This is a genomic window from Pseudomonas sp. WS 5071 (assembly GCF_012985765.1).
Lineage (GTDB): Bacteria > Pseudomonadota > Gammaproteobacteria > Pseudomonadales > Pseudomonadaceae > Aquipseudomonas > Aquipseudomonas lundensis_A.
The window spans coordinates 46,554-69,960 of record NZ_JAAQWY010000010.1 but is presented as its reverse complement, the minus strand read 5'-3'; the positions used below and the strand labels follow the sequence as shown (position 1 = coordinate 69,960).

Below are 23,407 nucleotides of genomic sequence, written 5' to 3'. Positions count from 1 at the left end.
TCATACAATAAGAGAGCCGCCATGTCTGATAAAACCCCGCCACTGCGTTCCGCCCAATGGTTTGGCAGCGCCGATAAGAACGGCTTCATGTACCGCAGCTGGATGAAAAATCAGGGCATTGCCGATCATCAGTTTCAAGGCAAGCCGATCATCGGCATTTGCAACACCTGGTCGGAATTGACCCCCTGCAACGCTCACTTCCGCACGATTGCCGAACACGTAAAACGCGGCGTTATCGAAGCCGGCGGATTCCCGGTCGAGTTTCCGGTGTTCTCCAACGGCGAATCCAACTTGCGCCCAACGGCCATGCTGACCCGTAACCTGGCGAGCATGGACGTCGAAGAAGCCATTCGCGGCAACCCGATTGATGGCGTGGTGTTGCTCACAGGCTGCGACAAAACCACCCCCGCCCTGCTGATGGGCGCCGCCAGCTGCGACGTGCCGGCCATCGTGGTCACGGGCGGTCCGATGCTCAACGGCAAACATAAAGGCAAGGACATCGGCGCAGGCACCATCGTTTGGCAAATGCACGAGTCCTATAAAGCCGGCAACATCAGCCTCGACGAATTTCTTTCGGCAGAGGCCGGCATGTCGCGCTCGGCCGGTACATGCAACACCATGGGCACGGCTTCGACCATGGCCTGTATGGCTGAAGCGCTGGGTACCTCACTGCCGCACAACGCAGCGATCCCGGCGGTGGATTCGCGCCGTTATGTACTGGCCCACATGTCAGGCATGCGCGCGGTGCAGATGGTGCGTGAGGACCTGCGCCTGTCCAAGGTGCTGACCAAAGAAGCGTTCGAAAATGCGATCCGCGTCAATGCTGCGATTGGCGGCTCAACCAATGCTGTGATCCACCTTAAAGCCATTGCCGGGCGCATCGGTGTCGATCTGGAGCTGGACGACTGGACCCGCATCGGACGCGGTACGCCGACGCTGGTGGATCTGCAACCGTCCGGGCGTTTTTTGATGGAAGAGTTTTACTACGCGGGGGGGCTGCCTGCGGTTCTGCGGCGCCTGGGTGAACACAACCTGATCCCGCACCCTAACGCCCTGACCGTCAACGGCCAGAGCGTGTGGGACAACGTTAAAAACTCACCGATTTATGGCGACGACGAAGTCATCCGCGCCATCGAAAACCCGCTGGTGGCCGATGGCGGCATTTGTGTACTGCGCGGCAATCTAGCCCCTCTGGGCGCTGTGCTCAAACCCTCGGCCGCCACCCCCGCGCTGATGAAGCATCGCGGTCAGGCGGTCGTGTTTGAAAACTTCGACATGTACAAAGCACGCATCAATGATCCCGACCTGAACGTCACTGCCGATTCGATTCTGGTCATGAAGAACTGCGGCCCCAAGGGTTACCCGGGCATGGCGGAGGTCGGCAATATGGGATTGCCCGCCAAGTTGCTGGCCCAGGGTGTGACAGACATGGTACGCATCTCCGATGCACGCATGAGCGGCACGGCGTATGGCACCGTGGTGCTGCATGTGGCGCCGGAAGCCGCAGCGGGCGGGCCGTTGGCCGCCGTACAGGAAGGTGACTGGATTGAACTGGACTGCGCTAGCGGGCGATTGCATCTGGACATCAGCGACGCCGAGCTGGCGGGTCGATTGGCGGATATTGAACCCCCGAAAAACCTGCTGATTGGGGGCTATCGTCAGTTGTACATCGATCACGTGATGCAGGCCGATCAGGGCTGCGACTTTGACTTCCTGGTGGGGTGCCGCGGTTCTGAAGTGCCGCGTCATTCCCATTGACCGACAGTCACCGGTCATGGCGCGGCGCTGCGTTGCGCCATGAGCGTCGGCTCAAGGTATATAAGCCTTGAGCCCTCGCCTGCTATGATCGGCGCCTTCCACCCACAGGATCGACTCGCCCCCAATGGATTACCGTCAGCCTTCCGAGCGCAAAAGCATGCACGCGCGCATCGTTCAAGAACTCGGCATGCAGATTGTTTCCGGGCGTTTTAAACCGGATGAGAAATTGCCGGCCGAAGCCTTGCTGTGCGAGGAGTACGCCGTCAGCCGCCCGGTGTTGCGCGAAGCAACCCGGGTGTTGCTGGCCAAGGGCCTGGTGTATTCCAAGCCTCGGGTCGGCACCGTGGTCAAGCCGCGCCGCGAATGGCACATGCTCGACCCGGACGTGCTGCACTGGCTGATGCAGTGCTCGCCGCAAAACGAATTCTTTGCCTTGCTGACCAGCGTGCGCAGCATCATAGAACCCGCCGTCGCCGCCCTCGCCGCCCAGCACGCGACTGCAGAGGACGTGGCGTCGATCCGCGAAGCCTATGAACGCATGGAAAAGGCCCCCACCCCTGAAGCCCTGCTGCAACCCGACCTGGACTTTCACAGCCGCATCGCCGATGCCACCCACAACGACCTGTTGGCCAATTTGTGCAACATGCTGTCATTGGCATTGCGCGAGGCACTGAAGCATTCGAACCGCCGACCCAACCTGCATGAGTTGGCGCTGCCCCGGCACAAGGCGATTTTGACCGCCATCGAAAACCACGACGCGCTCGGCGCACGCCATGCCACCCTGGTGCAGCTCGATGATGCGCGCACTGCGCTGGATACCGTCCTGGGGCAGAACCACTAGCCGGCCGATCACGCCAGCTTCGCCCCGGTCAGTCAACCCACCGGAGCGAAGCGTCACCCGGCGCCGTTACGCCAGACTTTTACTCACCACCTCAAACACGTCACTGGACAAATCACCCGCGTTGCGGATGCGCTCCAGTTCGGCCTTCATCAGGGCCTGACGTGCACTGTCGTATTTGCGCCAGCGGGTCAGTGGCGCCAACTGCCGCGAGGCGATCTGCGGGTTGAAGGCATTGAGCTGGATCACCAGATCCGCCAGGAAGTGATAGCCGGAACCGTCCTGAGCATGGAAGTTGATCAGGTTCTGCCCCGCAAAAGCCCCGATTAACGCCCGCACTTTGTTCGGGTTCTTGAGGTTGAATGCCGGGTGCTGCATCAATGCCTGCACGCGCTGCAAGCCGCCGGGCAAGGTGCTGCCGGCCTGCACGCTGAACCATTGATCCATGACCAGCGGATTGTCCTTGAAGTGCTCGGCGAAGCTGGCCAGGGCCTTGGCCTTCTCGTCCTCGAACGGCGAGTTGACCAACACCGCCAGCGCCGTGAGGCGTTCCGTCATGTTGTCGCTGTGTTCGAACTGTTCCAGAGCCGCCGCCAGCACTTCAGGCTTGCCGCTGAGCATCAGGTACGACAGGGCAATGTTTTGCAGTGCGCGGCGGGCAAAGTGTTCGGCTTGCGCGACGTACGGCGTGGCTTTGGACACCTCACGGTTGGCCTGATAACGCGCCCACAGGGCGTCATGGAGGCTTTCGGCCAGGTGCTGGCGGGCAAACTCGCGGGCGGCGTGAATGGCGTCGACATCAGCGATCTCGCTGATTTCGGCCAGGTACGCCTCGCCCGGCAAGGACAGCATCTCAGCCACCATCGCCTGATCCAGTTGCCCATTGCCCAACACGCTGCGCAAGGCCTCGACCAGAGGCGGGTCCATGACCAGTGCTTCACCGCGCTGATACTGGCCAATCAAGTCTTGCAACACCTGCACCGCCAACTGCTGGCCGGCTTCCCAACGGTTGAAACCGTCGGTGTCGTGTTGCATCAGGAACATCAGTTGGTCACGGCTGTACGGGAAGTGCAATTTGACCGGCGCCGAGAAGCCGCGCAGCAAGGACGGCAGCGGCTGCCGGGTGATGCCGGTGAAGGTGAACGTCTGTTGGGCTTCGGTCACCGACACCACGCGATGGGTCGCCACCGCCGAGGATTCACCCTGCAATTGCAACGGGAGTTCTTCGCCTTGCGCGTTCAGCAGCCCCAGCGCCACCGGAATCACAAAAGGCAGTTTTTCAGTCTGACCGGGGGTGGCCGGGCAGCTTTGGGCGAAGGTCAGGCTGTAGGTCTGGTGAGCGGCATCGTAGTGTTCACTGACATTCAGACGCGGCGTACCGGCCTGGCTGTACCAGCGTTTGAACTGGGTCAGGTCCACGCCATTGGCGTCTTCCATGGCTTTGATAAAGTCGTCGCAGGTCACGGCCTGGCCGTCGTGACGCTCGAAATACAGGTCACTGCCTTTGCGAAAACCGTCAGCCCCCAGCAAGGTGTGAAGCATGCCGACTACTTCTGATCCTTTTTCATACACGGTCAGGGTGTAGAAGTTGGAAATTTCGATAAAGCTGTCAGGACGCACGGCATGGGCCATGGGGCCTGCGTCTTCTGCAAACTGGTGGGTGCGCAGGTACGCCACGTCCTGAATGCGTTTAACCGTGGCCGAGTTCATGTCCGCCGAGAAGCCTGCGTCGCGGAACACGGTGAAACCTTCCTTGAGCGACAACTGGAACCAGTCGCGGCAGGTCACACGGTTACCCGACCAGTTGTGGAAGTATTCGTGGGCCACAATCGCTTCGACCCGCTGGTGCGCAGCGTCGGTGGCGGTTTCGGCTCGGGCCAGCACCGCGCTTGAGTTGAAGATGTTAAGGCCCTTGTTTTCCATGGCGCCCATGTTGAAGTCATTGACGGCCACGATCATGAAGATGTCCAGATCGTATTCGCGGCCGTAGGTCTCTTCGTCCCAGCGCATGGATTTTTTCAGGCTGTTCATCGCGTGCTGGCATTTGTCGATGTTTTCCGGCTCGACATAAATACGCAGCGCTACGTTGCGGTTGCTCTGGGTGGTGAAGGTGTCTTCGACACACCACAGATCACCGGCCACCAGGGCAAACAGGTAGGCTGGCTTTTTGAACGGGTCATGCCACGTGGCCCAGTGCCGAGCGTCGCCATCGGGGCCGCTGCCCTCCGGGTTGCCGTTGGAGAGCAGAACCGGGTACTTGTGCTGATCTGCGATCACCGTGGTGGTGAAGACACTCATCACATCCGGGCGGTCAAGGTAATAGGTGATTTTGCGGAAGCCTTCAGCCTCGCACTGGGTGCAAAACATGCTGCCGGACTTATACAGGCCTTCCAATGCGGTATTAGTCTCAGGATGGATCTTGACACTGGTGTCCAGTACAAACTGCTCGCGCTGCGGGTGCAGGGTCAACTGGCTATCGGTGAGCTGATAATCCTCTGCGCTGAGTTCCACGTCATCGAGTGTGATCGACAGCAGCTCCAACTGCTGCCCATCGAGCACCAGGGGTGGCAGGCCAGCGCCACGGTCCGGGTTGCGGCGCATCCTCAGCTGCGCATGAACCAACGAATGGTCCTCGAACAATTCAAAGGTCAGGTGCGTTTCGTCGATCAGATACTCGGGCGCCTGATAGTCCTTGAGGTAGATCATTTTCGGTTGTTCGGTGCGCATGCTGGAGTCCTTTTACTGATGCACGGCGAGCTGGTAAGCCGTGTATTTGCGAATGTTGATAACGCCGGTGTCGAAGATCAGGTATTGACCCTTGATCCCCATCAGCGTGCCTTCGGCGATCGGGTCTTTGTCCAGATTGAAACTGACGATCTTGCTCGGGTACTGCTCCACCGGGTAACGAATCTCGACAGGCTCGACGCTATGCAAGGGTTGGACCGCTTGCAGACCAAAACGCTCCTGCAGTTGTTGCAGGCCCTGGGCACAGCTCTCAAACAGTTGCGCTCGCACTGCAACCAGGTCCACCGGGGCCGCATCGCCCTTGAGCAGTGCACGCCAGTTGGTCCGGTCGGCTACTTGGGAGCGGAACAGGTCTTCGACAAACCCCGATTGCTGACGCGTAGCGACCCGCACAATCGGCAAGGCCTGACTGGCGCCCTGATCGAGCCAGCGGGTGGGCAACTGCGTGGCGCGGGTGATGCCGACCTTGACCCCGGACGAGTTGGCCAGATACACCACGTGATCGGTCATGCAAAACTGTTCGCCCCACGAAGGATCACGGCAGGTGCCCGCGTCATAGTGGCAACGCTCCGGGCTCATGATGCACACGTCGCACTGCACCAGTTTGATCATGCACGGGTAGCAATACCCCTGGCTGAAGCTTTTCTTGGTAGTGCGCCCGCAATGGGTGCAGTTGATAGTGCCCAGAAACTCCAGGCGCAACTTGCTGCCGATCAACGGATTGACCGGCACCTCGGTATCACCCAAACGAAATGCGTATTGAACGGTCGGCGCCTCAAGGCTGGCCGACATCTTGCTGATTGCACCGCGACCAATCTCAATCAATGGATAGCATCCGATTTGAACAGGATGTTAGGCACCGAAATGGATTTGGAGCTGCACTCTTGCGGGCCCATGTAACCGGTACGTTCTTCTTCGGGCAGGTTTTGCACTTCCCAGGCGATCATGGCCTGCAACGACAACTCTCGCTGTTCGGCAGTCAGTTTGTTGCCGTCTGCCCATTTGCCAATTTCCACGGCCAGTTTCAGGCTCTGATAGATCTCGGGGGTGATGTTTTGGATCATTTCGTTGAAAGAGGACATGGTTCTTTTCCACTCGTGAAAATCAGATGAGGTGTTTGTGGCCACTGCCAGCGCGAGGCCGCGACCACAGGTGTTTCATTTAGCCTGCTTGCGGCGCGCCCACAGCCCGCCGAGCAAGCCGGTGAGGCAGCCGATCAACAGCCCGCCGACGTGTGCGGCATTGGCGATCTGGCCGAAACCGATCAGCGATACCAGGCCGGACATGCACACGGCAAGCCAGACCAGCATCATCACCAGCACACCGCGAGGCAGGCGATACAGCGGGTTCGGCGCCATGAGCTGGTAAATCCACACATGCCCCAACAAGCCGTACAGGACGCCGGACATTCCGCCGAACAGGCTTGGGCCGCCAAACAAATATTGGGCGAAGTTGGACACCAGGCTGAACAGCAAGCTCAGCCCGATCAGGTTAATGCTGCCCTGACGCAGTTCAACGCGTCGGCCCAGTTCCCAGTACCACATGCCGTTCATGGCAATGTGCAGGAAACCGAAGTGGATCAGCATCGGGGTAAACAATCTCCACCACTGGCCCGCCGCCAGGCTATCCGACAAAGGTGTGAACTGGATGTATTGGCCCCGGATGCTGAAATCAAGAAACGTCAGACCGCTGAGGAGCGGCAGGTTTTCACCCAGTTGCGTCACCACTGCCACCATCACGCACAGCAACAGGATGGTCGCGGTGGCCGGGCTGTCACGCAACTGCTGGATAAGGCCCGGACGCGCCATGGCGGGCGGGCGCTCAACGATGGGCAATTGGCCCTCGGGATCACCCTCAGGAAAACGCGCATACAGGCTGCGCACATCCTCAGCGATGCTTTCGGGCGCCCATATCACTTGCTCACCCGCCTCCTCACTGACCCGATGCGGTACTTGCATGCGCTTGAGCAGGCTGACAAAGCCGCTCAGGTCAATGGACAGGGGCAATCGTAAAACCTCTACAGCACTCATTGAATAGCCTCCGGGCGTTCAACCTCAACCCATACAAATTTGTGCGGATCGAGGTGTTTTTCCTGATCCAGGCGGTAGGCCACCAACTTGCCGTATAGCACGGCGCTGTAATCCAGGCAGGCCAGGTTAGGCCGGATCGGCGCGGGTTTGCCGCTGCGCCAGTAGTGACCGACGAACAACATCGGTTCTTCAATGCCATAACGCAGCAAGGCGCTTTTTTCGGAAGGCGATAGCGGCTTGCGGGCCACCCGCTCCGGCAAGGCGTCCGGCTGGAACACAATGTCGCCGTAGGTTTTGGGGTCGTCTTCCCAGAATTTGGTGCGGAAGAACGAACGCGTCAGGCCATCCCCACCCGTCAAGGTCATACCGTCGGGCAGGCGCATGTCCGTGCCGCGCAACAGGCGGTTAAAGCTCATGCTTGCAAAGCTATCGGGCTCGGCCGCCGCTTGCAGGAAATGTTCATCGATGCAGCCATCGGGAAATTGTGCACGCAGGGTCGCAATCACGTCGGCGTCCCAGCAGGCATGCACCACGCGGAACCGACCGGCGTCGACAAACAGTGGCATGTCGTAAAACCACTGCACAAACTCGCGCCACTCGCCGGGGTACTGCGCGAATTGCTCCAGGGTTTCGTGGATCAGTCGGGTGTGACGCGGGTTGTGCTCGCGCACAAACTGCTTGCCACTGCCCGCAGGCGCCGGTGTGCACCAGCCCAGCGCGTTGAATTCATGGTTGCCCATCAGGCACAGCGCCTGACCGGCTTGAACCATGTCGTACACGATGTGCAGCGATTCGCGGATGCGCGGGCCACGGTCAATGATGTCACCGAGGAACACCGCCATGCGTTGCGGATGCCGCCAGACACCGGCAAGTTTGCGATAGCCCAGACGCTCCAACAGATGCTCAAGGGTATGAGCACAGCCATGCACGTCACCGATCAGATCGTAACTGCGCGCCGGATCGAGCATCAGTCGCTCCTGCCGCCCAGTCGGCTGCCCCAGCCAAGCTTGGTTCGACACACTTCATAGTAGTTGTGGTCCAAGGGATGAATCAGGCGCAGCTTCTGCGCTTTTTTGCTCACGGTGATGGTATCGCCCGGCGCGCAGGTGAAATGGTTCTGACCGTCGCAGGACACTTGCGGGTAGATCTGCATGTCCTTGGCCACGACGATTTTCAGTTCGCTGTTGCCGTCCACCACAATCGGGCGGCTGCTCAGGGTGTGCGGGTACATGGGCACGATGACGATGGCATCCAGTTTGGGGTGCATGATCGGGCCGCCAGCCGACATGGCGTAGGCGGTGGATCCGGTAGGCGTGGCCACAATCAGGCCGTCGGCCTTCTGGCTGCACACGAACTGCCCATCGATGTGCAATTCAAATTCAATCATGCGCGTGGATTTGCCGGGGTGCAGCACCACGTCATTGAGGGCGTCGCCCTGGCCAATGGCTTCGCCGTGACGGCGCACTTCGGCTTGCAGCAGAAACCGGTTTTCAACCAGATAGTGGCCATCAAACACTTCAGCGACTTTGACTTCCAGCTCATCGGGACGGATATCGGTCAAAAAGCCAAGGCTGCCCCGGTTGATGCCCAGCACCGGGACATTGTGCCGCGCCAGCGCACGGGCCGCGCCGAGCAAACTGCCGTCGCCGCCGACCACGATCACCATGTCGCACACTTCACCGAGCATTTTGCGCGACGAGGTTTGCAGGCCATGGCCGGGCAAGACTTCGGCGATGGTGTCTTCGAGGATCACGTGCATGTGCCGCTCGAGTAGGAATTTTTTCAGTCGGCGAACCGTGTCGAGCACTTGAGAACTGCCCAAACGACCAATGATGCCGATATTACGAAATTGCTCCATGAGGCTCCTGCGAGGTACGTGACGGGCGAAAACAGCGATTATGGGCGAAAGGACACGATAGACAAAACCCTTTCAGCCCGTGAGCAAAAGGCTATGCTCGCAGAATGACCCTCTTCCCCGACTTGCTCAACCTGCCCCGACAGTTACGTCACCCCGAGGTGCGTGATTTGGCGTGGGTGATGCTGGCCCCGCCCATGCTCAGCGAAACGCCCTGGCCTCAACGGCATCCGTTGACCGGTAGCGACTGGGTGCAGGCCCCGCACCGGCTGGAGGGCTGGCTACGCGACCTTGACCGGCACAGCGAGCCGTTGCAGCAGTGGCTTGCGCAGGCCACCACCCGCAGGCTGGGTCGTTACTACGAGCGGCTGTGGCAGTTCGCCGTAACCCACGCCCCCGGTGTCGAGCTGGTGGCCGCCAACCTGCCCATTCGCGTGGGCGGTCATACACTGGGCGAGCTGGATATGCTGCTGCGTGATCGCGATGGCGCGCACCATCTGGAGCTGGCGATCAAGCTGTACCTCGGCCCGCAACACGGCGACGGGCACGACCCGGCGCACTGGCTGGGGCCAGGCAGTAATGATCGGCTGGACCGCAAACTTACGCATTTCAGCCAGCATCAGTTACCGATGTCCAGCCGCCCTGAATGCCGCGACATTCTGGCGGGTCTGGACATTCAGCATTTCAGTGCGCACCTGTGGCTGGGCGGCTACCTGCTGTATCCGTGGCCCGGCGAAGCGCAGCCCCCGGCCGGCGCGCATCCGCTGCACTTACGCGGCCGCTGGCTGCATCAACGCGATTGGTCAGCGTTTGTCCATCAACGCCCCGCCGGGTGCTGGCAGCCCTTGCCGCGGCATGCCTGGCTGGCCCCTGCGCACTACGGCCCCGACGCGATTTGGCGTGACACGCAATTGCAGGACTGGCTGGCTGCGCTGCACCCGCAGGCCCCTGCTCAGTTGCTGGTACGACTGACGCAAACGCACGGAGGGGACTGGGAAGAAGCCGAACGCCTGTTTTTAGTCTCGGATCAGTGGCCCCGCGTGCCGGGTAACCCTGAAAACTGATGCACCTCAGCGCAAAGTTGCACAAACGTATTACTGTAAAGGTACTCCGTCATACAAGAACGGAGGCTGGATACCCAACCGTGAGGAAACACCATGTCCTGGAAAAGCTCCAACGACAGCTACAGTCGCATGTCCATTGCCCTGCATTGGGTCATGGTGCTGTTGTTTGTACTGATTTACGCCGCCATTGAGTTTCGCGGGATTTTCCCCAAAGACAGTGACGGCCGCACCCTGATGAAAGATGCCCACTTCATGCTGGGTTTAACCGTATTCGCTTTGGTCTGGCTGCGTTTACTGGCCCGCACGCTTGGCGTGGCGCCGAAAATCACCCCCACCCCGCCCACTTGGCAAACGGCGTTGGCGACCCTTATGCACTGGGCGCTGTATGTGTTCATGATTGCCATGCCGGTGATGGGCTATCTGGTCCTGAGCTACAGCGACAAGCCGGTCTTCTTTTATGGCATCGACCTGCCGCCCCTGACCCTCAAGGACGTGGACATGGCCAAACAGATCAAAGGCTGGCACGAACTGGGGGGCAGCATCGGGTACTGGCTGATTGGTTTGCATGCAGTGGCCGGGCTGTTTCACCACTACGTGATCAAGGACAACACGTTGCTACGCATGCTGCCTAAACGCGGCTAAGCACGTTGTTCCAAACCCCGGCGGCCCTGCAAGCCGCCGGTGTGCACAAACACCACTCGCTGACCTCGTTCCACGCGTCCCGTTTCAATCGCCTCCTTGAGTGCCAGTAAGGCTTTGCCGGTGTACACCGGCTCCAAGGGCACGCCACACGCCAACTCGCTGACCCCAATGAAATCCAGCAAGGTCTCATCGACCCGTGCAAAACCGCCGCGACTGGCATCGATCAACTGATAATCGCCAGCCTCCCTGCCCGCCGATTGCAGAATGGATGCCACATTGCGCGCGACGCCATGGTCCTCGGGGACCGCCATTGCACCGTAGACCCTGCGCCGCCCTGCTTCGGCCAGCACCACACCGGCCAGCGTCGTGCCCGTGCCAGCGGCCAGCCACCACGCGTCGTAATCTGCCCAGCCCAGCCCGGCCAGTTGTTCACGCACCTGTTTGACCAACGGTGAGCACCCCTGCGCGCCCGCCAAACTTGCGCCGCCCTCGGGCACGGTGTGCAAATGCGGGTACAGCGCTTGCCAGGGTTGCCAGAAATCAGGCGCATGCCGGGCGCGATAACCGGCGAACCCTAGCCAATGCAGGTGCATGCCGAAGGCTTGCAGGTCTCGAGTGGTGGGAGTTTCTTGAGGGTGCCCGCGCAGCAGGCCTACCGTGGTAAAACCAAAGCGTTTACCCGCTGCCGCCAACGCGTGCAGATGGTTGGAGTGTGCGCCGCCCAGGCTAATTAGCCCGTGAGCACCCGTAGCATGGGCCGCCTGCAGCGGGTGATTGAGCTTGAACCATTTGTTGCCAGTGATCAGCGGGTCGATCAGGTCCAGCCGCAGGACTGCAACCTCAACCCCGGCGCTAACCAGCCAGTCGAGGTGCAAACGTTGCAGGGGTGCGCGGGGCTCCCAATCAATCAAAGGCACGCTCATGGCACACTCCGCTCAAAAATGAACGGAGTTTAAACCATACGTTTTTCTATAGCCGCTACCGCTGCTTGTGTCAGCCCAGGCATCGCGTAGCGGCTACACAGGGCGCGCCTACAACTCGGCCGCCAGTCGCGATCCCTGATTGATCGCGCGCTTGGCATCCAGTTCGGCCGCCACATCCGCGCCGCCAATCAGATGCACGCGCTGCCCGGCGGCTTCCAAACCTGCTTGCAAGTCACGCAGCGGGTCTTGACCGGCGCAGATCACGATGTTGTCCACCGCGAGCAATTGAGGCTCACCGTCGCCTATGCGGATATGCAGCCCGTCATCGTCAATGCTCAGGTACTCAACGCTGTTGAGCATCTGCACATGCTTGTTTTTGAGGCCCGTGCGGTGGATCCAGCCCGTGGTCTTGCCCAGCCCGTCGCCCACCTTGGTTTTCTTGCGTTGTAACAAAAACACCTGTCGCGCAGGCGCGTGAACCTGAGGTGTGATCCCGGCCACGCCGCCGCGGGCTTCCAAGCGTGTATCGATGCCCCACTCCCGCCAGAATGCATCCCGGTCCTGGCTGGTGGACACGCCCTGATGCACCAGAAACTCCGACACGTCAAAACCAATCCCGCCCGCGCCGATAACTGCCACTTTTGCGCCAACCGGTTTGCGTTCAAGGATCACGTCCAGGTAACTCAGGACGTTGGGGTGATCCACACCCGGAATGTCAGGGGTGCGCGACGCGATACCGGTGGCCAGAATAATTTCGTCAAACCCGCCCGCCACCAACTGCTCAACATCCACACGGGTGTTGAGGCACACCTCGACCCCGGTGGTTTGCAATAAACGCTTGAAGTACCGCAGGGTCTCGACGAACTCTTCCTTGCCCGGCACGCGCTTGGCCACGTTGAACTGGCCGCCGATCTCGCTGGCCGAATCGAACAGCGTCACCTGATGCCCGCGCCCGGCCGCCACTGTAGCCGCCGACAGCCCGGCCGGACCGGCACCGACTACAGCGATTTTTTTCACATGGATGGCAGGCAGGTAGTTGAGTTCGGTTTCGTGACAGGCGCGCGGATTGACCAGGCAACTGGTGAGCTTGCCGCTAAAGGTGTGGTCCAGACACGCCTGGTTGCAACCGATGCAGGTATTGATTTCGTCACTACGCCCGGCTGCGGCTTTGTTGACGAACTCAGGGTCGGCCAAAAACGGACGCGCCATGGACACCATGTCGGCGTCGCCCTCGGCCAGAATCTGTTCGGCAATTTCGGGGGTGTTGATGCGGTTGGTGGTGATCAGCGGCACCTTGACCGAACCGCGCAATTTGGCCGTGACTTTGCTGAACGCGCCACGTGGCACTTTGGTGGCGATGGTCGGGATGCGCGCCTCGTGCCAGCCGATGCCGGTGTTGATCAGTGTGGCACCGGCCTGTTCGACCGCCTGCGCCAGTTGCACGATTTCGTCCCAGACGCTGCCACCTTCTACCAGGTCCAGCATCGACAGGCGATAAATGATGATGAAATGTGGCCCGACCGCTTCGCGCACCCGGCGCACGATTTCAACCGGCAGGCGCATGCGGTTTTCGTAGCTACCGCCCCAACGGTCGGTGCGATGGTTGGTGTGGGCCGCGAGGAACTGGTTAATGAAATAACCTTCAGACCCCATGATTTCAACGCCGTCGTAACCGGCGCTCTGGGCCAGACGGGCACAGGTTACGAAATCACTGATCTGCTTCTCAATGCCGGCTTCATCCAGTTCCTTGGGTTTGAACGGATTGATTGGCGCCTGAATCGCGCTCGGCGCAACCTGACGCGGGCTGTAGGCATAACGCCCGGCGTGGAGGATCTGCAGGCAGATCTTGCCCCCGGCATCGTGTACCGCCCGGGTCACGACCACATGCTTCTCGGCTTCTTCCGGGGTACTGAGCTTGGCCGCCCCGCTGTACACACCGCCCTCATCGTTGGGGGCGATACCGCCCGTGACCATCAGGCCGACGCCGCCCTTGGCGCGTTCAGCAAAGTAAGCGGCCATGCGTTCAAAGCCGCCGGGCTTTTCTTCAAGGCCGGTGTGCATCGAGCCCATCAGGCTGCGATTGCGCAACGTGGTGAAACCCAGATCCAGCGGGGCCATTAAATGCGGGTAGTGAGTGGCAGTCATCAAGTTGCTCCACAACAGGCTGATTCACGGAACGCGGGAGGCTCTACGGCGCCCGTCGTTGAATGACAGGCACAGTAAAGCCCCGCCCGACCCCACTCAATGACCCAAAGTGACAAATTATTAACCCAATTGCACAGCCCCTCTTGGCAAGCGTGCAGGCGCCACCTACCCTAGACACCGAATCCTGCGAATGGCTGTCTGCTCTATTTCTCATGCGTAAATTAATTGGTTGCACCTTACTGATCGCCGTTGCCGCCGCTGCAGGTGGGTATGCGTACTGGACCGAGCAACGCGACGTCGGCCATTACCTGTCTGACTTGCGGGTCGAGTTGGCAATTAACGACGGCGTCGACACCGGGCGTGGCAACCTGCTGGGGATCGAGCCGTTGCTGTCGCCCCGCGATTATCAAAGCCTTGAGCTGCTGCATCTCAAACTGGCGACTTACTTGAACAAGGCCCGCGACGCCGGCTTGCTCAACGAGAAAACCATCGTGGTGATGCCCGAACACATTGGTTCATGGCTGATGTTTCGCGGCGAGAAAGACGAGCTGTATCAAGCTGCAAACCTCCACGAAGCCATGCACTGGCTGGCCATCAGCAACCCGCTGAGCTTCACCCGTGCCTGGCTGGGGGCCGAAGGAGAAAGCCGTCTCAACGATGCCCACTTGCGCATGAAAGCCAAACGCATGGCCGCCGACTATCAGACCCTGTTTGGCGGGCTGGCCCGGGAATTTAGCATCACGCTGGTGGCCGGCAGCATCGCCCTGCCCGACCCGCGCATCGAAAACGGCACCCTGCACGCGGGCTCCGGCGCGCTGTACAACAGCAGCGTGGTGTTCGACCGCAACGGCACTGCAATAGGCAAGCCCCAGCGCCAATTGCTGCCGACCTACGAAGAACAGAGCTACATCCAGCCCAGCCCCGACCATCAGTTGAATGTGGTGGACACTCCGGCCGGGCGCCTCGGTATTCTGGTGGGCAGCGACAGTTGGTACCCCGACAACTACCGCGTGCTGAACGAGCAACAGGTGCAACTGATCGCCGTACCCGCCTTCGTGACCGGCAAAGACACGTGGAATAACCCCTGGGGCGGTTACAAAAGCGTATCGACGCCCAGCGAAATCAGCCTCAAGCCCGGCGAAGTCAGTGAAGGCGAAGCCTGGCATCGTCTGACCCTGATCAGCAGCGTGCCCAGCAGCACTGCCGAAGCCGGGATCACGGTGTTTTCCCAGGGCCGGTTCTGGGACAAACACAGCGTCGGGCAAAGCTTTATCAGCCGCAACGGCCTCACCAGCCCTGATATGCCCGTGTCCACTGCTCGCTTGCTCAACCTCTGGTTGTAGCCAATGAAACCGTTACCGATGCGTTTGGGGGATTTGTCGGTCGGTTTCGTGCAACAACTGGCGGATGCGGTGCGCAGCTGCGGTCATGACCCCTTGCCCTTGCTCGATCAATACGGCCTTGATGCTGCGCGCTTGAGCCAGCCCATGGCGCGGCTCTCGATTCCGCGCTACATGCGCCTGGGGCATGCCGCGATTGGATTGACGGGCGAGCCCGCACTGGGTTTGCGCATGGGTCAGTTGAGCCGCCTGAGTCAGGCGGGGCTGGCCGGGGTCACGGCGGCGCAAGCCCCGACGGTGCGGGAAGCGGCGCGCACCCTGATCCGCTTCGAAGCCCTCTACGGCTCCAACTACCGTGGGCAGTCGAGCCTGCACGAAGATGCTCAGGGCGCCTGGCTGCGCTTTTACTCCATCAGCCCGTACAACGCCTATAACCGTTTCGTGGTGGACTCCATCATCTCAGGCTGGCTGCAGCAATTATCCGCCGTGGCCGACTGCCCGCTGACCAGCGAACAGATCGAGATCGAGTTCAGCGAACCCGACTACGCCGAGCAGTACAGCGTGCTGAGCCACAACCCGGTGCGCTTTCGTGCAGACACCAACCAGCTACGCCTCAATCACGCCACGCTTGATCTGCGCAACCCGCAGCATTGCCCAAGCACCTGGGCATATTTGCTGCAATTGTGCGAACGCGAACTGGAACAACTGACCCGTACGCGCAGTTTGCGCGAGCGCATCACCCAGTTGCTGGGGCCGTTGCTCAATGGCGGCCGTGAACCTGATCTGGAGGAAGTGGCTGCTCGCCTGAAACTGCCGACCTGGACGCTGCGCCGCAAGCTGGCGGAAGAAGGCACGCAGTTTCGCGCCATCCTCAATGACACACGCCGCGACCTCGCCATGACCTATATCCGGGACACCGAACTGGCTTTTGGCGAAATCGCGTATTTGTTGGGGTTTGCCTCGGCCGAGGCGTTTCAACGTGCCTTCAAACGCTGGAACGCTGAAACACCCGGAGAGTTCCGGCGCCGCCAGCGCCAGTCGGCATGAAGCGACCGTGCGCTGCGACGTTCAAAGCTCGGTAGCGTCGTCCGCAGGCTCCAGCGGGTCCAGTTGGGACGCCTGATACTCCAGCAGTTCTTCCTGATAATCGTCCATGTCGGCATCCTTCTGCGTCTGTTGTCGTGATCGTTCGAGCTTAACGTGCGCGCATGAAGGAAACGTGACACCTGCGCTAACACGTCTAGGGCTCAAATTTAAACGTAGCAGATCATTTCAGATTTACCGCCGCGGTTTATTGCGCTGGAGCAGGTTCTGGGTTGACCGGTGCAGTGACCGGGGCTGGCCCTGCGACAGGGATCGGCGCTTCAGGCACAGCCGCTGCAGGCGCCGCTGGCGCGCTGGGCGCCGTCGGTTCTGGGGTTGCAGGAGCGTCAATCGGCGTGATGGGGGCTGCTTCCGCGGGCGGCACCACCGGCTGCGACCCCACGGGCTCGACCGCGGGCGGCGCGATCACCGGCGTCACCTCGGGCGCGATGACGGCCGGGGCCTCAGATGGCGGCGTGGCAGGTGTCGCTTCGACCTTGGCAGGCGCAGGCTCAGGCACACCCAGATCAGCCTCGGGTTTCTCTTCAATGTGCGCGGCTTTCTTTGCTTCCTTGGGCAGGAACACCTCTACCAATGAGAAGAAACGGTCATAAAACTGCGCAGACGATACGGTTTCGCTGGCCACCTTGACCATCGAATCATCGGTTGAACCAATGGGCATCGATACCGACCCCAGCACACCGACCCCAAGGCTGGCGGAGTTGTTAACCTTCTTCAGCGCATAGCGGTCCTGCAAGGCATTGGCGAACATCGTGGAGTGATGCGCCGCCCCGCCGTCATCGGCACAGACCACGTTAAAGCTGATTTCCAGATGGCTTTCACCGGTTTGCTGGAAGCTTTTATGGCCGCTGATCATTTTCGGGTCGCGGCTGGTGATGATGTAGCCCTGACTGAGCAAGGCGCGGCGTGCTGCCTCGCAAGAAGCCTTGTCGGCCACCGGGTAATTGCGCGAAAAAGTGCCGGAGTCATCGAAGTTTTCATGCTCGTAGATCGCGGTTTTCTGCGTCGAGCAACCTGCGAGGCCGGTCAGCACGAAGGCGACAACCGCGGTACGCAAGGGGAATGACATAGACATTGAACATCCTGAAGAGAACGGTACGGGCGAATGCGCGCAGTTTGATCGGATGGCGTGTCCAGAACAAGTCGAAGATGCGGCCTGTGGTCGCTGGCGCAGGCCAAGGACCACCGTTCACGCATGCCGCGCTTCCCGCTTAATCGCTGAGCATGAAGGTTTGGTACTCAAGATCATGCAGCGCCGTCGACAGTTGCTGCAACGCCACGAGCACGCACACCAGCAATGACAAGGTAAACCCGTAACCAAAGAAACTCGGGCCAAGGTACAGGCTGAGCAGGGTCAAAGCGCCGTTCAGCACCACAAACATCACACACAGCTTGAGCACGATTGCCCGCTTGTCGAGGTAGAAAAACACGTTCAACAGCGCCATGAACACCACCTGAATGCTGACCCCCACCAGATCGATGTAAAACAACGGCAGGTAGTAACTGGAAATCCCCAGCCATTCGAGCAGGTGCGGCGCGAAGAGGAACAACAGCACCGCCGTCAGCCCCTGCACCTTGCAAATTTCCAGCAGCCCTTGCTGGATCGACAGCGTCATCTCTGTCTTGATCTGGCCGATATGCTGCAACGTCTCCCCTTCACGGATCGCCCGAAACAGACGGTCATACCACTGTGCGAAGTCGGTTTCGATGCGGACCAAAAACACCGCCATGCCGGGGATGATCGCCAGGTACGCCAGAAAGATCGGCAAGTCGTAGAGCACCGACGAGCGCATAGGGCCAATCACCGCGCTGGAAGTGGCCGGGTTGAACCAGAAGATGAACTTGTCGATCCAGATCCCCAAGTTGTAACAGAGCCCGGTCAGCAACAGGCTGGTGAACACCTGTCGCCGGTCCAGAAAATCGAACGCCACCAGCGTATCGGCGCGGTATTCGCGCAGGATGTCGTAGAGGTACAGGAACAGCAGCGTGCCGTGGCCAATCAACAGCGCCAACAGCAACCCGTTGATACCCATGAAGCTCAACAGGTACGCACTCAATACCATCAGCGCATAGCCCACCAGCATCACCAGCAAAATCCGGTTATAGGCCTTCATCCCCGACAGAAAGATAATCACCAGCCACAGGTTGCACAGGGTCACAAAATTGGCCAGCACCAGCAGCCGGTACATCAGCGGCTCGTCAAACAGTGCCCACAGCAACAGCGTGCCCAGCACGCCTGAGCTCAGGGTGACGAGCAGCAACACGCCCACCAGGTTGGGCAAGATCCGCGAGAATTTGCGCTCAAACAGCCGGTCCGAAACAAACCGTGTGAAAAACAGTTGCAGGCCGCCCGTCAGGATCAGCGAGGTGGCCATCAGGTAAGTCACCGTGATCAGAAACTGCCGGACCAGCATTTCCGGCATCAACAACCCGAGGCTCAACACCCCCACCAGCATCACGCTGACAATCGACAGCACCCACGGCCCCGAGCTGATGAGCCCGGCGTACACATAAGCGTGCAGGGTCGCGGTGTAAGAGTCGCGGGACAGGATTTTACGCAGTTCAAAACCGATGCCAGCCATTTACACCGCCTCCATGGCTGCGCGGTACAGGGTGCGATATCGCTCAAACATCAAGTTTTCTCCGTAGTAACGATGCACCCGTTGCAAGCCGCTGGTTTGCGCGGCCTGCCAGCGTTGAGGGTCGCGCAGCAGGCCGAGGATCGCGCGGGAGGTGGCTTGCGGATCAGCGATTGCCACCACTTCTCCGGCCAGCCCCAAGTCGCGGTCTTCGGCAATACCGCCTTCGATCAGCTCGCGGCATGAGCCCACGTCACTGGACACCACCGGAATTCCCGCCGCCCAGGCTTCCAGGATGACCAGCGGCTGAGCCTCACTGATGGAGGTCAGTACCATCAAACCCAATTGCGGCAGGATGTTCTGAATGCTCTGGAAACCCAGGAACAACACGTTGTCTTCCAGCCCCAGGCTGGCCACTAGGCTGCGGCACTCGCTGACGTAAGCCGGGTCTTCCTCTTCGGGCCCGACAATCCAGCCCTGCACGTCAGGCATGGCGCTGACCACGCCGCGCAGGGCGCGGATAAAGGTTTTCACATCCTTGATCGGCACCACGCGACCAATCAGTCCCACCACCGGCAAAATACCGTCGGGACGGGCCTGCAACGCGGCAGTCCATTTCGGTAAGTCGATGCCGTTGGGGATCACTTGTGTACGTGCCGCATCGGCGCCGTCCTTGATTTGCCGCTGACGGTTGCCGTCATACAGGGCAATGATGTTGTCGGCGTGGTCGTACACCAGCCGCCCGATGCGTTCAAAGAAGCGGATCCACAGCGTACGCATGTAGCCGGTGCCGGTGTCCAGGCTGCCATTGAGCGCTTGCTCGCTGCTTTCCGCGATCCAGCTGGCCTGCGCCAGGTCGATCTTGCGCTCCTTGGTGTAGATACCGTGTTCGCTCAGCAGGTAGCGACAGCCCCAGCGCTGCTTGAGAATGCAGCCCACCAGCCCCGCATACCCGGTGGAAATTGAGTGTAATGCCCGCGCCCTCGGCATGTCGCGTGCGGCCTCGGCCAGCATCAGCAAGGGCGACTGCATCGAACGCAGGGTCCAGAAATAATTCACGAACGAAGGATCGCCACAGTGTTTGAGATAGTCTGCGCTCAAGGTTTCCCAACTGGCGCGGCTGCGCAGCACGTCTGTCAGGCTAAGGCGATCCTGCGCCAGCGCGTCGAGCAACTGTTGGCCCTGCGCCACGCTGGGCGCGTCCGGGTGGTGCAAAAAGCGGTACAGGTTGGCCAGTTCCGGGGCAATTGCTTGCTCGGTGGTGGTGCTCGCCGGGCGGCCTTGCCACGCCTCCTCAAGGAACACTTCTTGGATGTGCACCACGTTCGGCGGGATGTCGTAGTTTCTGCGGCTATAGGCGTTACGCTGCCCGCCGATGAACAGCACCGAAAAGGTCACTTCGGGCAACCCCAGCAGCATCTGGTGAATCCAGCTCGATACCCCGCCGCGTACATACGGCCAGGTGCCTTCAAGCAGCAGGCAAACATCCGCCACCGGTGCGTCGTGTTGGGGTGTGTTCATAACCAGCACCTTGCGAGGTCTGCGAAGGGGGGGCGACGCAACAGGTCGGCGGGCAACGTTGCCAGCAGAAGCGGAATTTGCGCGTAATGCCCGGCCCTGAAGGCAATTTCAGCGTGAAACGGAATCAACAATGAAGCATCGATACCTGCGTGTTGCGCGGCGTCCAGGTGTGGACGCGCAGTGTCCAAGGCATCCATTTCCAGCGCAATACGCCCCGCCAGCAGGTGCAGCTCACCCCCCTCACCTTCGCGCAAGCCTTGCTCGGCATGTTCACGCGCCTGATTCAGGACGTGCTCCAGCACACTGCCCTGGGCCAGCCCCAGATAGGCCAGCTCCCAATACCAGCGCGCCAGCGTGGCGTGCAAAGCCGCCCGGGCCGGCGGTTTGGCGGTGGGCAGCTGTTTGAGGTCGGCCTGAATACGCTGATTGATGTCGTTCTCCTGCTTATCGAGCATTGAATACGCCAGTAAACGCACATCATCACTGGGATCAGCCAAGGCCAGCCTGAGAATCGGGATCGCGTCCCTGCCCGGCATCCGTCGTGTGCTCAGCAACGCCGAAAGGCGTAGATCCGGGTCGGGTGCGTGACGCAGTACATCCTGCAAACCACCGTCGCGAAAAATTGGTGAATGCAGCGGCTGCGAGCGAAACGGCAACTTCGGAATGCCCAGTGACTGCCAGGCTTCTGGTTCGCGAGGGCGCGGCCAATACAGTGCCGGGAAGATCACGCAGGCAACGCCCAAGGCGCCGATCACCGGGATAAAAAACACCAGAGAGAACAGAAACAGCGGGCTCCAGGGCATGGGCTGGCGATAACGCGCAGGCAACAACATCCATACACCGGCGCACAGCATGCCACTGGCAATCCCATGGGCGGTCACATAAAGCAGGAACGCCTGCCCCGGCGGCAGCTCGACCCAGAGGCTGGACCAACTGCTCGCCTCCAGCACTACCCCAAGGCTAAATAGCCACTTGCTGATCATTCAGGCCACACTCGTTGAACAGGAAGTTACGCAAGCCACCGCGCTCGGAAGCGGGCTCCAGGGTATACGGGAATACGCGCACACCAAGGCTTTGCAGGGTGTGTTGCTGGCCGAAATGTTCGTGAACCAGCGTGTTCAGACGCGTCAGGTAACCTTCGGCACCCTCGGCACTGGTCAGCGGTAACAGCACCAGCAGCCCTTGATGGTCGCGTTGGTTACGCACATTCAGTTGCAGGTCGAGCCCACGCTGGCTGCGTTCAAACAAGCTGAGCAATTGCGGCTCGGGTTCGGTCAGTTCGAAGAAGAACAGGCACGCTGACAAGTCGTGCTGCTGTACATCAATCAAGGAACGCTTGAGTTGCTGGGCAAAATGCTGTGCGTCGGCATCCGGCAGTTGCAGGCTATGGCTGTCACTGTTCAGCAGGTCAGCGATATGCCCGGCCAACAACGCCAGCAAGCTCAGCGTACGCTCTTGAAAGGCGAAGAACGGCATCTGCCGCACAGCCAGAATCGCCAGCAAGCGCCCGTCAGTGTCCATCAGCGGCACGCACACCTGCAGCGACGAAAAGTCACTCTGCTCCCCGTTATCCGTCAGGTTGCTGCGCACACTGACCAATTCGTTGCGCTCAAGGCATAAGGTGATCAGCGGGTCGTGCACCGCCAGCGCACCCATCACACCGAGGGTTGCCAAGGGTTCATCGTGAACCAGGCGCTGGTCATCCACCGGATACAGACCCGCCACCCGCAACGAACCGTACTGGCCAAGGATCGCCACTATCGGCTCAGCCAGAGCCGCCAAGGGTTGCGGGGTGCCTTGCAGTGTACGCAGCCGTTCACGCAAGCCCAGCAATGAGCTGCGCAGGCTTTGATCGCTGCCCGCAACCCGTTGCTCCAGCCGGTCGTGGGAAACCCGCAACACTTGATGGTGCCGGGTGAACTCGTCGAGGCGGTACTGGCGATAATTGTTGGCCATCTGCAAACGCTGCAAACGCCGGTCCCACAAGTCGCGCACTTCGCCCACCACCATGGTGCAGACCAGAACGCCGACGATGAATGAAGGCGAAATCTCGGCGTACAACGGCCAACCCTGTTGGCGCAGGACGAAAAACGCCATCACGATCAGGCACGCACTGCTGAGCCCACGCACAAACCCGTAACGCACACTGATCAGCAGCGGCGCCAGCAGCGGCCACGGAAATTCGCCACGCACTTGCAGCGGATCGTCAGGGGTCAGCCACAGCCCAAGGCCGAGCGCAAGTGCCGTGATTACCAGCGTTTCGAGCCAGGAGCCGAGGCCCTGGGCTCGGGGCGCCAGGCTGAAATCCATATGGGGGGAGTTCATCTCAGTTACTCAATCCGAAGGCCGCCGACCAGTTTGTGCAGCACTTTCTGTGCGGAACCGGCCAGGCTTTCACGGGACCAACCGGCACGCGCACCGCTTTCGCTCCACAACACCCGGCCGGTGGCCGGCTCGATGACCCGCAGGCTGATCCCGACCGCCGGTTCGCCATCCAGACCGTTCTTGTACTGCCACTCTTCGACGCTGCCGGCTACCACGTAATCGAGCTTCTGCTGGCGCGCCCATTCCATGGCGCCGTTCAAGCGCTCGCTGTCGTCCAGCAGGGCCTGCTCACCCTGCTCTGCCACCGGGTACATCTGGGGTTGCAAGCCTTTGTTGCTCAACACACTGAGCAAGATCTGCTCGCTACGCTCACCCGCCTGCGGGGTTTGCGAATAGTTGACCAGTGGCACCACGCCCCATTGGGCACTGCGGGACAAGGTCGGGCTGCTTTTACCGGTGAAGCTGCTGCACCCGGCGATGAGCAACACGCCCATGGCCAGCGTCAGGTTTCGGATTGTTTGCATCGTGTTTCTCCACA

The 23,407-nt window shown here is 60.4% G+C and carries 21 protein-coding genes; 6 read left to right on the top strand and 15 right to left on the bottom strand.

The genetic code is table 11. The features are described from left to right. Positions 1-21 precede the first annotated feature (21 nt). Both HBN61_RS08465 and HBN61_RS08460 read left to right on the top strand, forming a co-directional pair. Positions 22-1,758 (top strand): IlvD/Edd family dehydratase, encoded by a 1,737-nt coding sequence (locus HBN61_RS08465; protein ID WP_094993950.1) that lies wholly within the window; start codon positions 22-24, stop codon positions 1,756-1,758. Positions 1,759-1,882: 124 nt separating this feature from the next. Further along, positions 1,883-2,599, top strand: coding sequence for a FadR/GntR family transcriptional regulator (locus tag HBN61_RS08460; protein WP_094993949.1), 717 nt, complete (start codon positions 1,883-1,885; stop codon positions 2,597-2,599). A gap of 66 nt (positions 2,600-2,665) precedes the next feature. On the opposite strand, the gene pepN is transcribed toward HBN61_RS08460, so the two are convergent. The 6 genes from pepN to HBN61_RS08430 all read right to left on the bottom strand — a co-directional run bounded on the left by pepN (position 2,666) and on the right by HBN61_RS08430 (position 9,229). After that, positions 2,666-5,323, bottom strand: coding sequence for an aminopeptidase N (pepN, locus tag HBN61_RS08455; RefSeq protein WP_170046498.1), 2,658 nt, complete (start codon positions 5,321-5,323; stop codon positions 2,666-2,668). 12 nt (positions 5,324-5,335) lie between these two features. After that, a complete protein-coding gene (locus tag HBN61_RS08450) occupies positions 5,336-6,166 on the bottom strand; it encodes a DUF2797 domain-containing protein (RefSeq protein WP_178088787.1) in 831 nt (276 codons plus the stop codon). Continuing rightward, a complete protein-coding gene (locus HBN61_RS08445) occupies positions 6,163-6,423 on the bottom strand; it encodes a YeaC family protein (RefSeq protein WP_047276494.1) in 261 nt (86 codons plus the stop codon). The genes HBN61_RS08450 and HBN61_RS08445 overlap by 4 nt, the downstream gene beginning before the upstream one ends. A 75-nt stretch (positions 6,424-6,498) precedes the next feature. After that, complete coding sequence (locus HBN61_RS08440) at positions 6,499-7,371, bottom strand: rhomboid family intramembrane serine protease (protein WP_169964747.1); 873 nt, start codon at positions 7,369-7,371, stop codon at positions 6,499-6,501. After that, a complete protein-coding gene (locus HBN61_RS08435; RefSeq protein WP_169964745.1) occupies positions 7,368-8,339 on the bottom strand; it encodes a metallophosphoesterase in 972 nt (323 codons plus the stop codon). Before HBN61_RS08435 ends, HBN61_RS08440 begins: the two co-directional genes overlap by 4 nt. Continuing rightward, positions 8,339-9,229 carry an NAD(+) kinase gene (locus tag HBN61_RS08430; RefSeq protein WP_170046497.1) on the bottom strand — a complete coding sequence of 297 codons (891 nt, stop codon included), beginning with the start codon at positions 9,227-9,229 and terminating at the stop codon, positions 8,339-8,341. Before HBN61_RS08430 ends, HBN61_RS08435 begins: the two co-directional genes overlap by 1 nt. A 104-nt stretch (positions 9,230-9,333) precedes the next feature. Between HBN61_RS08430 and HBN61_RS08425 the strand changes: the two genes are divergently transcribed. Next, the gene (locus HBN61_RS08425) at positions 9,334-10,290 is read left to right on the top strand and encodes a DUF1853 family protein (protein WP_170046496.1); all 957 of its coding nucleotides are present in this window, start codon (positions 9,334-9,336) and stop codon (positions 10,288-10,290) included. A gap of 93 nt (positions 10,291-10,383) precedes the next feature. Beyond that, on the top strand, positions 10,384-10,932 hold the full coding sequence (locus tag HBN61_RS08420) for a cytochrome b (protein WP_170046495.1): 549 nt from the start codon (positions 10,384-10,386) through the stop codon (positions 10,930-10,932). Here the strand turns inward: HBN61_RS08420 and HBN61_RS08415 are convergent. Together HBN61_RS08415 and HBN61_RS08410 are read right to left on the bottom strand one after the other, a co-directional pair. After that, the gene (locus HBN61_RS08415; RefSeq protein ID WP_170046494.1) at positions 10,929-11,855 is read right to left on the bottom strand and encodes a 1-aminocyclopropane-1-carboxylate deaminase/D-cysteine desulfhydrase; all 927 of its coding nucleotides are present in this window, start codon (positions 11,853-11,855) and stop codon (positions 10,929-10,931) included. The two genes, HBN61_RS08420 and HBN61_RS08415, sit on opposite strands and share 4 nt — an antisense overlap. Positions 11,856-11,963: 108 nt before the next feature. After that, positions 11,964-14,000 (bottom strand): NADPH-dependent 2,4-dienoyl-CoA reductase, encoded by a 2,037-nt coding sequence (locus HBN61_RS08410; protein ID WP_170046493.1) that lies wholly within the window; start codon positions 13,998-14,000, stop codon positions 11,964-11,966. Positions 14,001-14,212: 212 nt separating this feature from the next. On the opposite strand from HBN61_RS08410, the gene HBN61_RS08405 reads away from it, so the two are divergent. Together HBN61_RS08405 and HBN61_RS08400 are read left to right on the top strand one after the other, a co-directional pair. Then, positions 14,213-15,343: a carbon-nitrogen hydrolase family protein gene (locus HBN61_RS08405; protein ID WP_170046492.1), complete on the top strand. Its 1,131-nt coding sequence runs from the start codon at positions 14,213-14,215 to the stop codon at positions 15,341-15,343. 3 nt (positions 15,344-15,346) lie between these two features. Next, positions 15,347-16,387, top strand: a complete 1,041-nt coding sequence (locus HBN61_RS08400; protein WP_094993939.1) for an AraC family transcriptional regulator — start codon at positions 15,347-15,349, stop codon at positions 16,385-16,387. A 21-nt stretch (positions 16,388-16,408) separates the two neighbouring features. On the opposite strand, the gene HBN61_RS08395 is transcribed toward HBN61_RS08400, so the two are convergent. From HBN61_RS08395 to HBN61_RS08365, 7 genes are all read right to left on the bottom strand, one after another. Further along, positions 16,409-16,591 (bottom strand): hypothetical protein, encoded by a 183-nt coding sequence (locus tag HBN61_RS08395; protein WP_169964693.1) that lies wholly within the window; start codon positions 16,589-16,591, stop codon positions 16,409-16,411. A 40-nt stretch (positions 16,592-16,631) separates the two neighbouring features. Further along, positions 16,632-17,519, bottom strand: coding sequence for a DUF2242 domain-containing protein (locus HBN61_RS08390; protein ID WP_170046491.1), 888 nt, complete (start codon positions 17,517-17,519; stop codon positions 16,632-16,634). Positions 17,520-17,655: 136 nt separating this feature from the next. Continuing rightward, positions 17,656-19,026 carry an exopolysaccharide Pel transporter PelG gene (gene pelG / locus HBN61_RS08385; RefSeq protein ID WP_170046490.1) on the bottom strand — a complete coding sequence of 457 codons (1,371 nt, stop codon included), beginning with the start codon at positions 19,024-19,026 and terminating at the stop codon, positions 17,656-17,658. After that, positions 19,027-20,544, bottom strand: coding sequence for a GT4 family glycosyltransferase PelF (gene pelF, locus HBN61_RS08380; protein ID WP_170046489.1), 1,518 nt, complete (start codon positions 20,542-20,544; stop codon positions 19,027-19,029). After that, on the bottom strand, positions 20,541-21,527 hold the full coding sequence (locus tag HBN61_RS08375; RefSeq protein ID WP_170046488.1) for a HEAT repeat domain-containing protein: 987 nt from the start codon (positions 21,525-21,527) through the stop codon (positions 20,541-20,543). Before HBN61_RS08375 ends, pelF begins: the two co-directional genes overlap by 4 nt. Beyond that, entirely contained in the window at positions 21,505-22,869 is a 1,365-nt protein-coding gene (locus tag HBN61_RS08370) for a PelD GGDEF domain-containing protein (RefSeq protein WP_249275364.1), read from the bottom strand. Before HBN61_RS08370 ends, HBN61_RS08375 begins: the two co-directional genes overlap by 23 nt. Positions 22,870-22,874: 5 nt before the next feature. Next, a complete protein-coding gene (locus HBN61_RS08365) occupies positions 22,875-23,393 on the bottom strand; it encodes a penicillin-binding protein activator LpoB (protein WP_170046487.1) in 519 nt (172 codons plus the stop codon). Positions 23,394-23,407 lie beyond the last annotated feature (14 nt).

Excerpts from the sequence above, each read along its gene's own strand:
- HBN61_RS08390 (WP_170046491.1), bottom strand. The coding sequence starts at position 17,519 with ATGTCTATGTCATTCCCCTTGCGTACCGCGGTTGTCGCCTTCGTGCTG.
- HBN61_RS08460 (WP_094993949.1), top strand. The coding sequence starts at position 1,883 with ATGGATTACCGTCAGCCTTCCGAGCGCAAAAGCATGCACGCGCGCATC.
- HBN61_RS08365 (WP_170046487.1), bottom strand. The coding sequence starts at position 23,393 with ATGCAAACAATCCGAAACCTGACGCTGGCCATGGGCGTGTTGCTCATC.
- HBN61_RS08425 (WP_170046496.1), top strand. The coding sequence starts at position 9,334 with ATGACCCTCTTCCCCGACTTGCTCAACCTGCCCCGACAGTTACGTCAC.
- HBN61_RS08430 (WP_170046497.1), bottom strand. The coding sequence starts at position 9,229 with ATGGAGCAATTTCGTAATATCGGCATCATTGGTCGTTTGGGCAGTTCT.
- HBN61_RS08405 (WP_170046492.1), top strand. The coding sequence starts at position 14,213 with ATGCGTAAATTAATTGGTTGCACCTTACTGATCGCCGTTGCCGCCGCT.
- HBN61_RS08370 (WP_249275364.1), bottom strand. The coding sequence starts at position 22,869 with ATGAACTCCCCCCATATGGATTTCAGCCTGGCGCCCCGAGCCCAGGGC.
- pepN (WP_170046498.1), bottom strand. The coding sequence starts at position 5,323 with ATGCGCACCGAACAACCGAAAATGATCTACCTCAAGGACTATCAGGCG.
- HBN61_RS08410 (WP_170046493.1), bottom strand. The coding sequence starts at position 14,000 with ATGACTGCCACTCACTACCCGCATTTAATGGCCCCGCTGGATCTGGGT.
- pelF (WP_170046489.1), bottom strand. The coding sequence starts at position 20,544 with ATGAACACACCCCAACACGACGCACCGGTGGCGGATGTTTGCCTGCTG.
- pelG (WP_170046490.1), bottom strand. The coding sequence starts at position 19,026 with ATGGCTGGCATCGGTTTTGAACTGCGTAAAATCCTGTCCCGCGACTCT.
- HBN61_RS08400 (WP_094993939.1), top strand. The coding sequence starts at position 15,347 with ATGAAACCGTTACCGATGCGTTTGGGGGATTTGTCGGTCGGTTTCGTG.
- HBN61_RS08440 (WP_169964747.1), bottom strand. The coding sequence starts at position 7,371 with ATGAGTGCTGTAGAGGTTTTACGATTGCCCCTGTCCATTGACCTGAGC.
- HBN61_RS08375 (WP_170046488.1), bottom strand. The coding sequence starts at position 21,527 with ATGATCAGCAAGTGGCTATTTAGCCTTGGGGTAGTGCTGGAGGCGAGC.
- HBN61_RS08465 (WP_094993950.1), top strand. The coding sequence starts at position 22 with ATGTCTGATAAAACCCCGCCACTGCGTTCCGCCCAATGGTTTGGCAGC.
- HBN61_RS08420 (WP_170046495.1), top strand. The coding sequence starts at position 10,384 with ATGTCCTGGAAAAGCTCCAACGACAGCTACAGTCGCATGTCCATTGCC.
- HBN61_RS08445 (WP_047276494.1), bottom strand. The coding sequence starts at position 6,423 with ATGTCCTCTTTCAACGAAATGATCCAAAACATCACCCCCGAGATCTAT.
- HBN61_RS08435 (WP_169964745.1), bottom strand. The coding sequence starts at position 8,339 with ATGCTCGATCCGGCGCGCAGTTACGATCTGATCGGTGACGTGCATGGC.
- HBN61_RS08415 (WP_170046494.1), bottom strand. The coding sequence starts at position 11,855 with ATGAGCGTGCCTTTGATTGATTGGGAGCCCCGCGCACCCCTGCAACGT.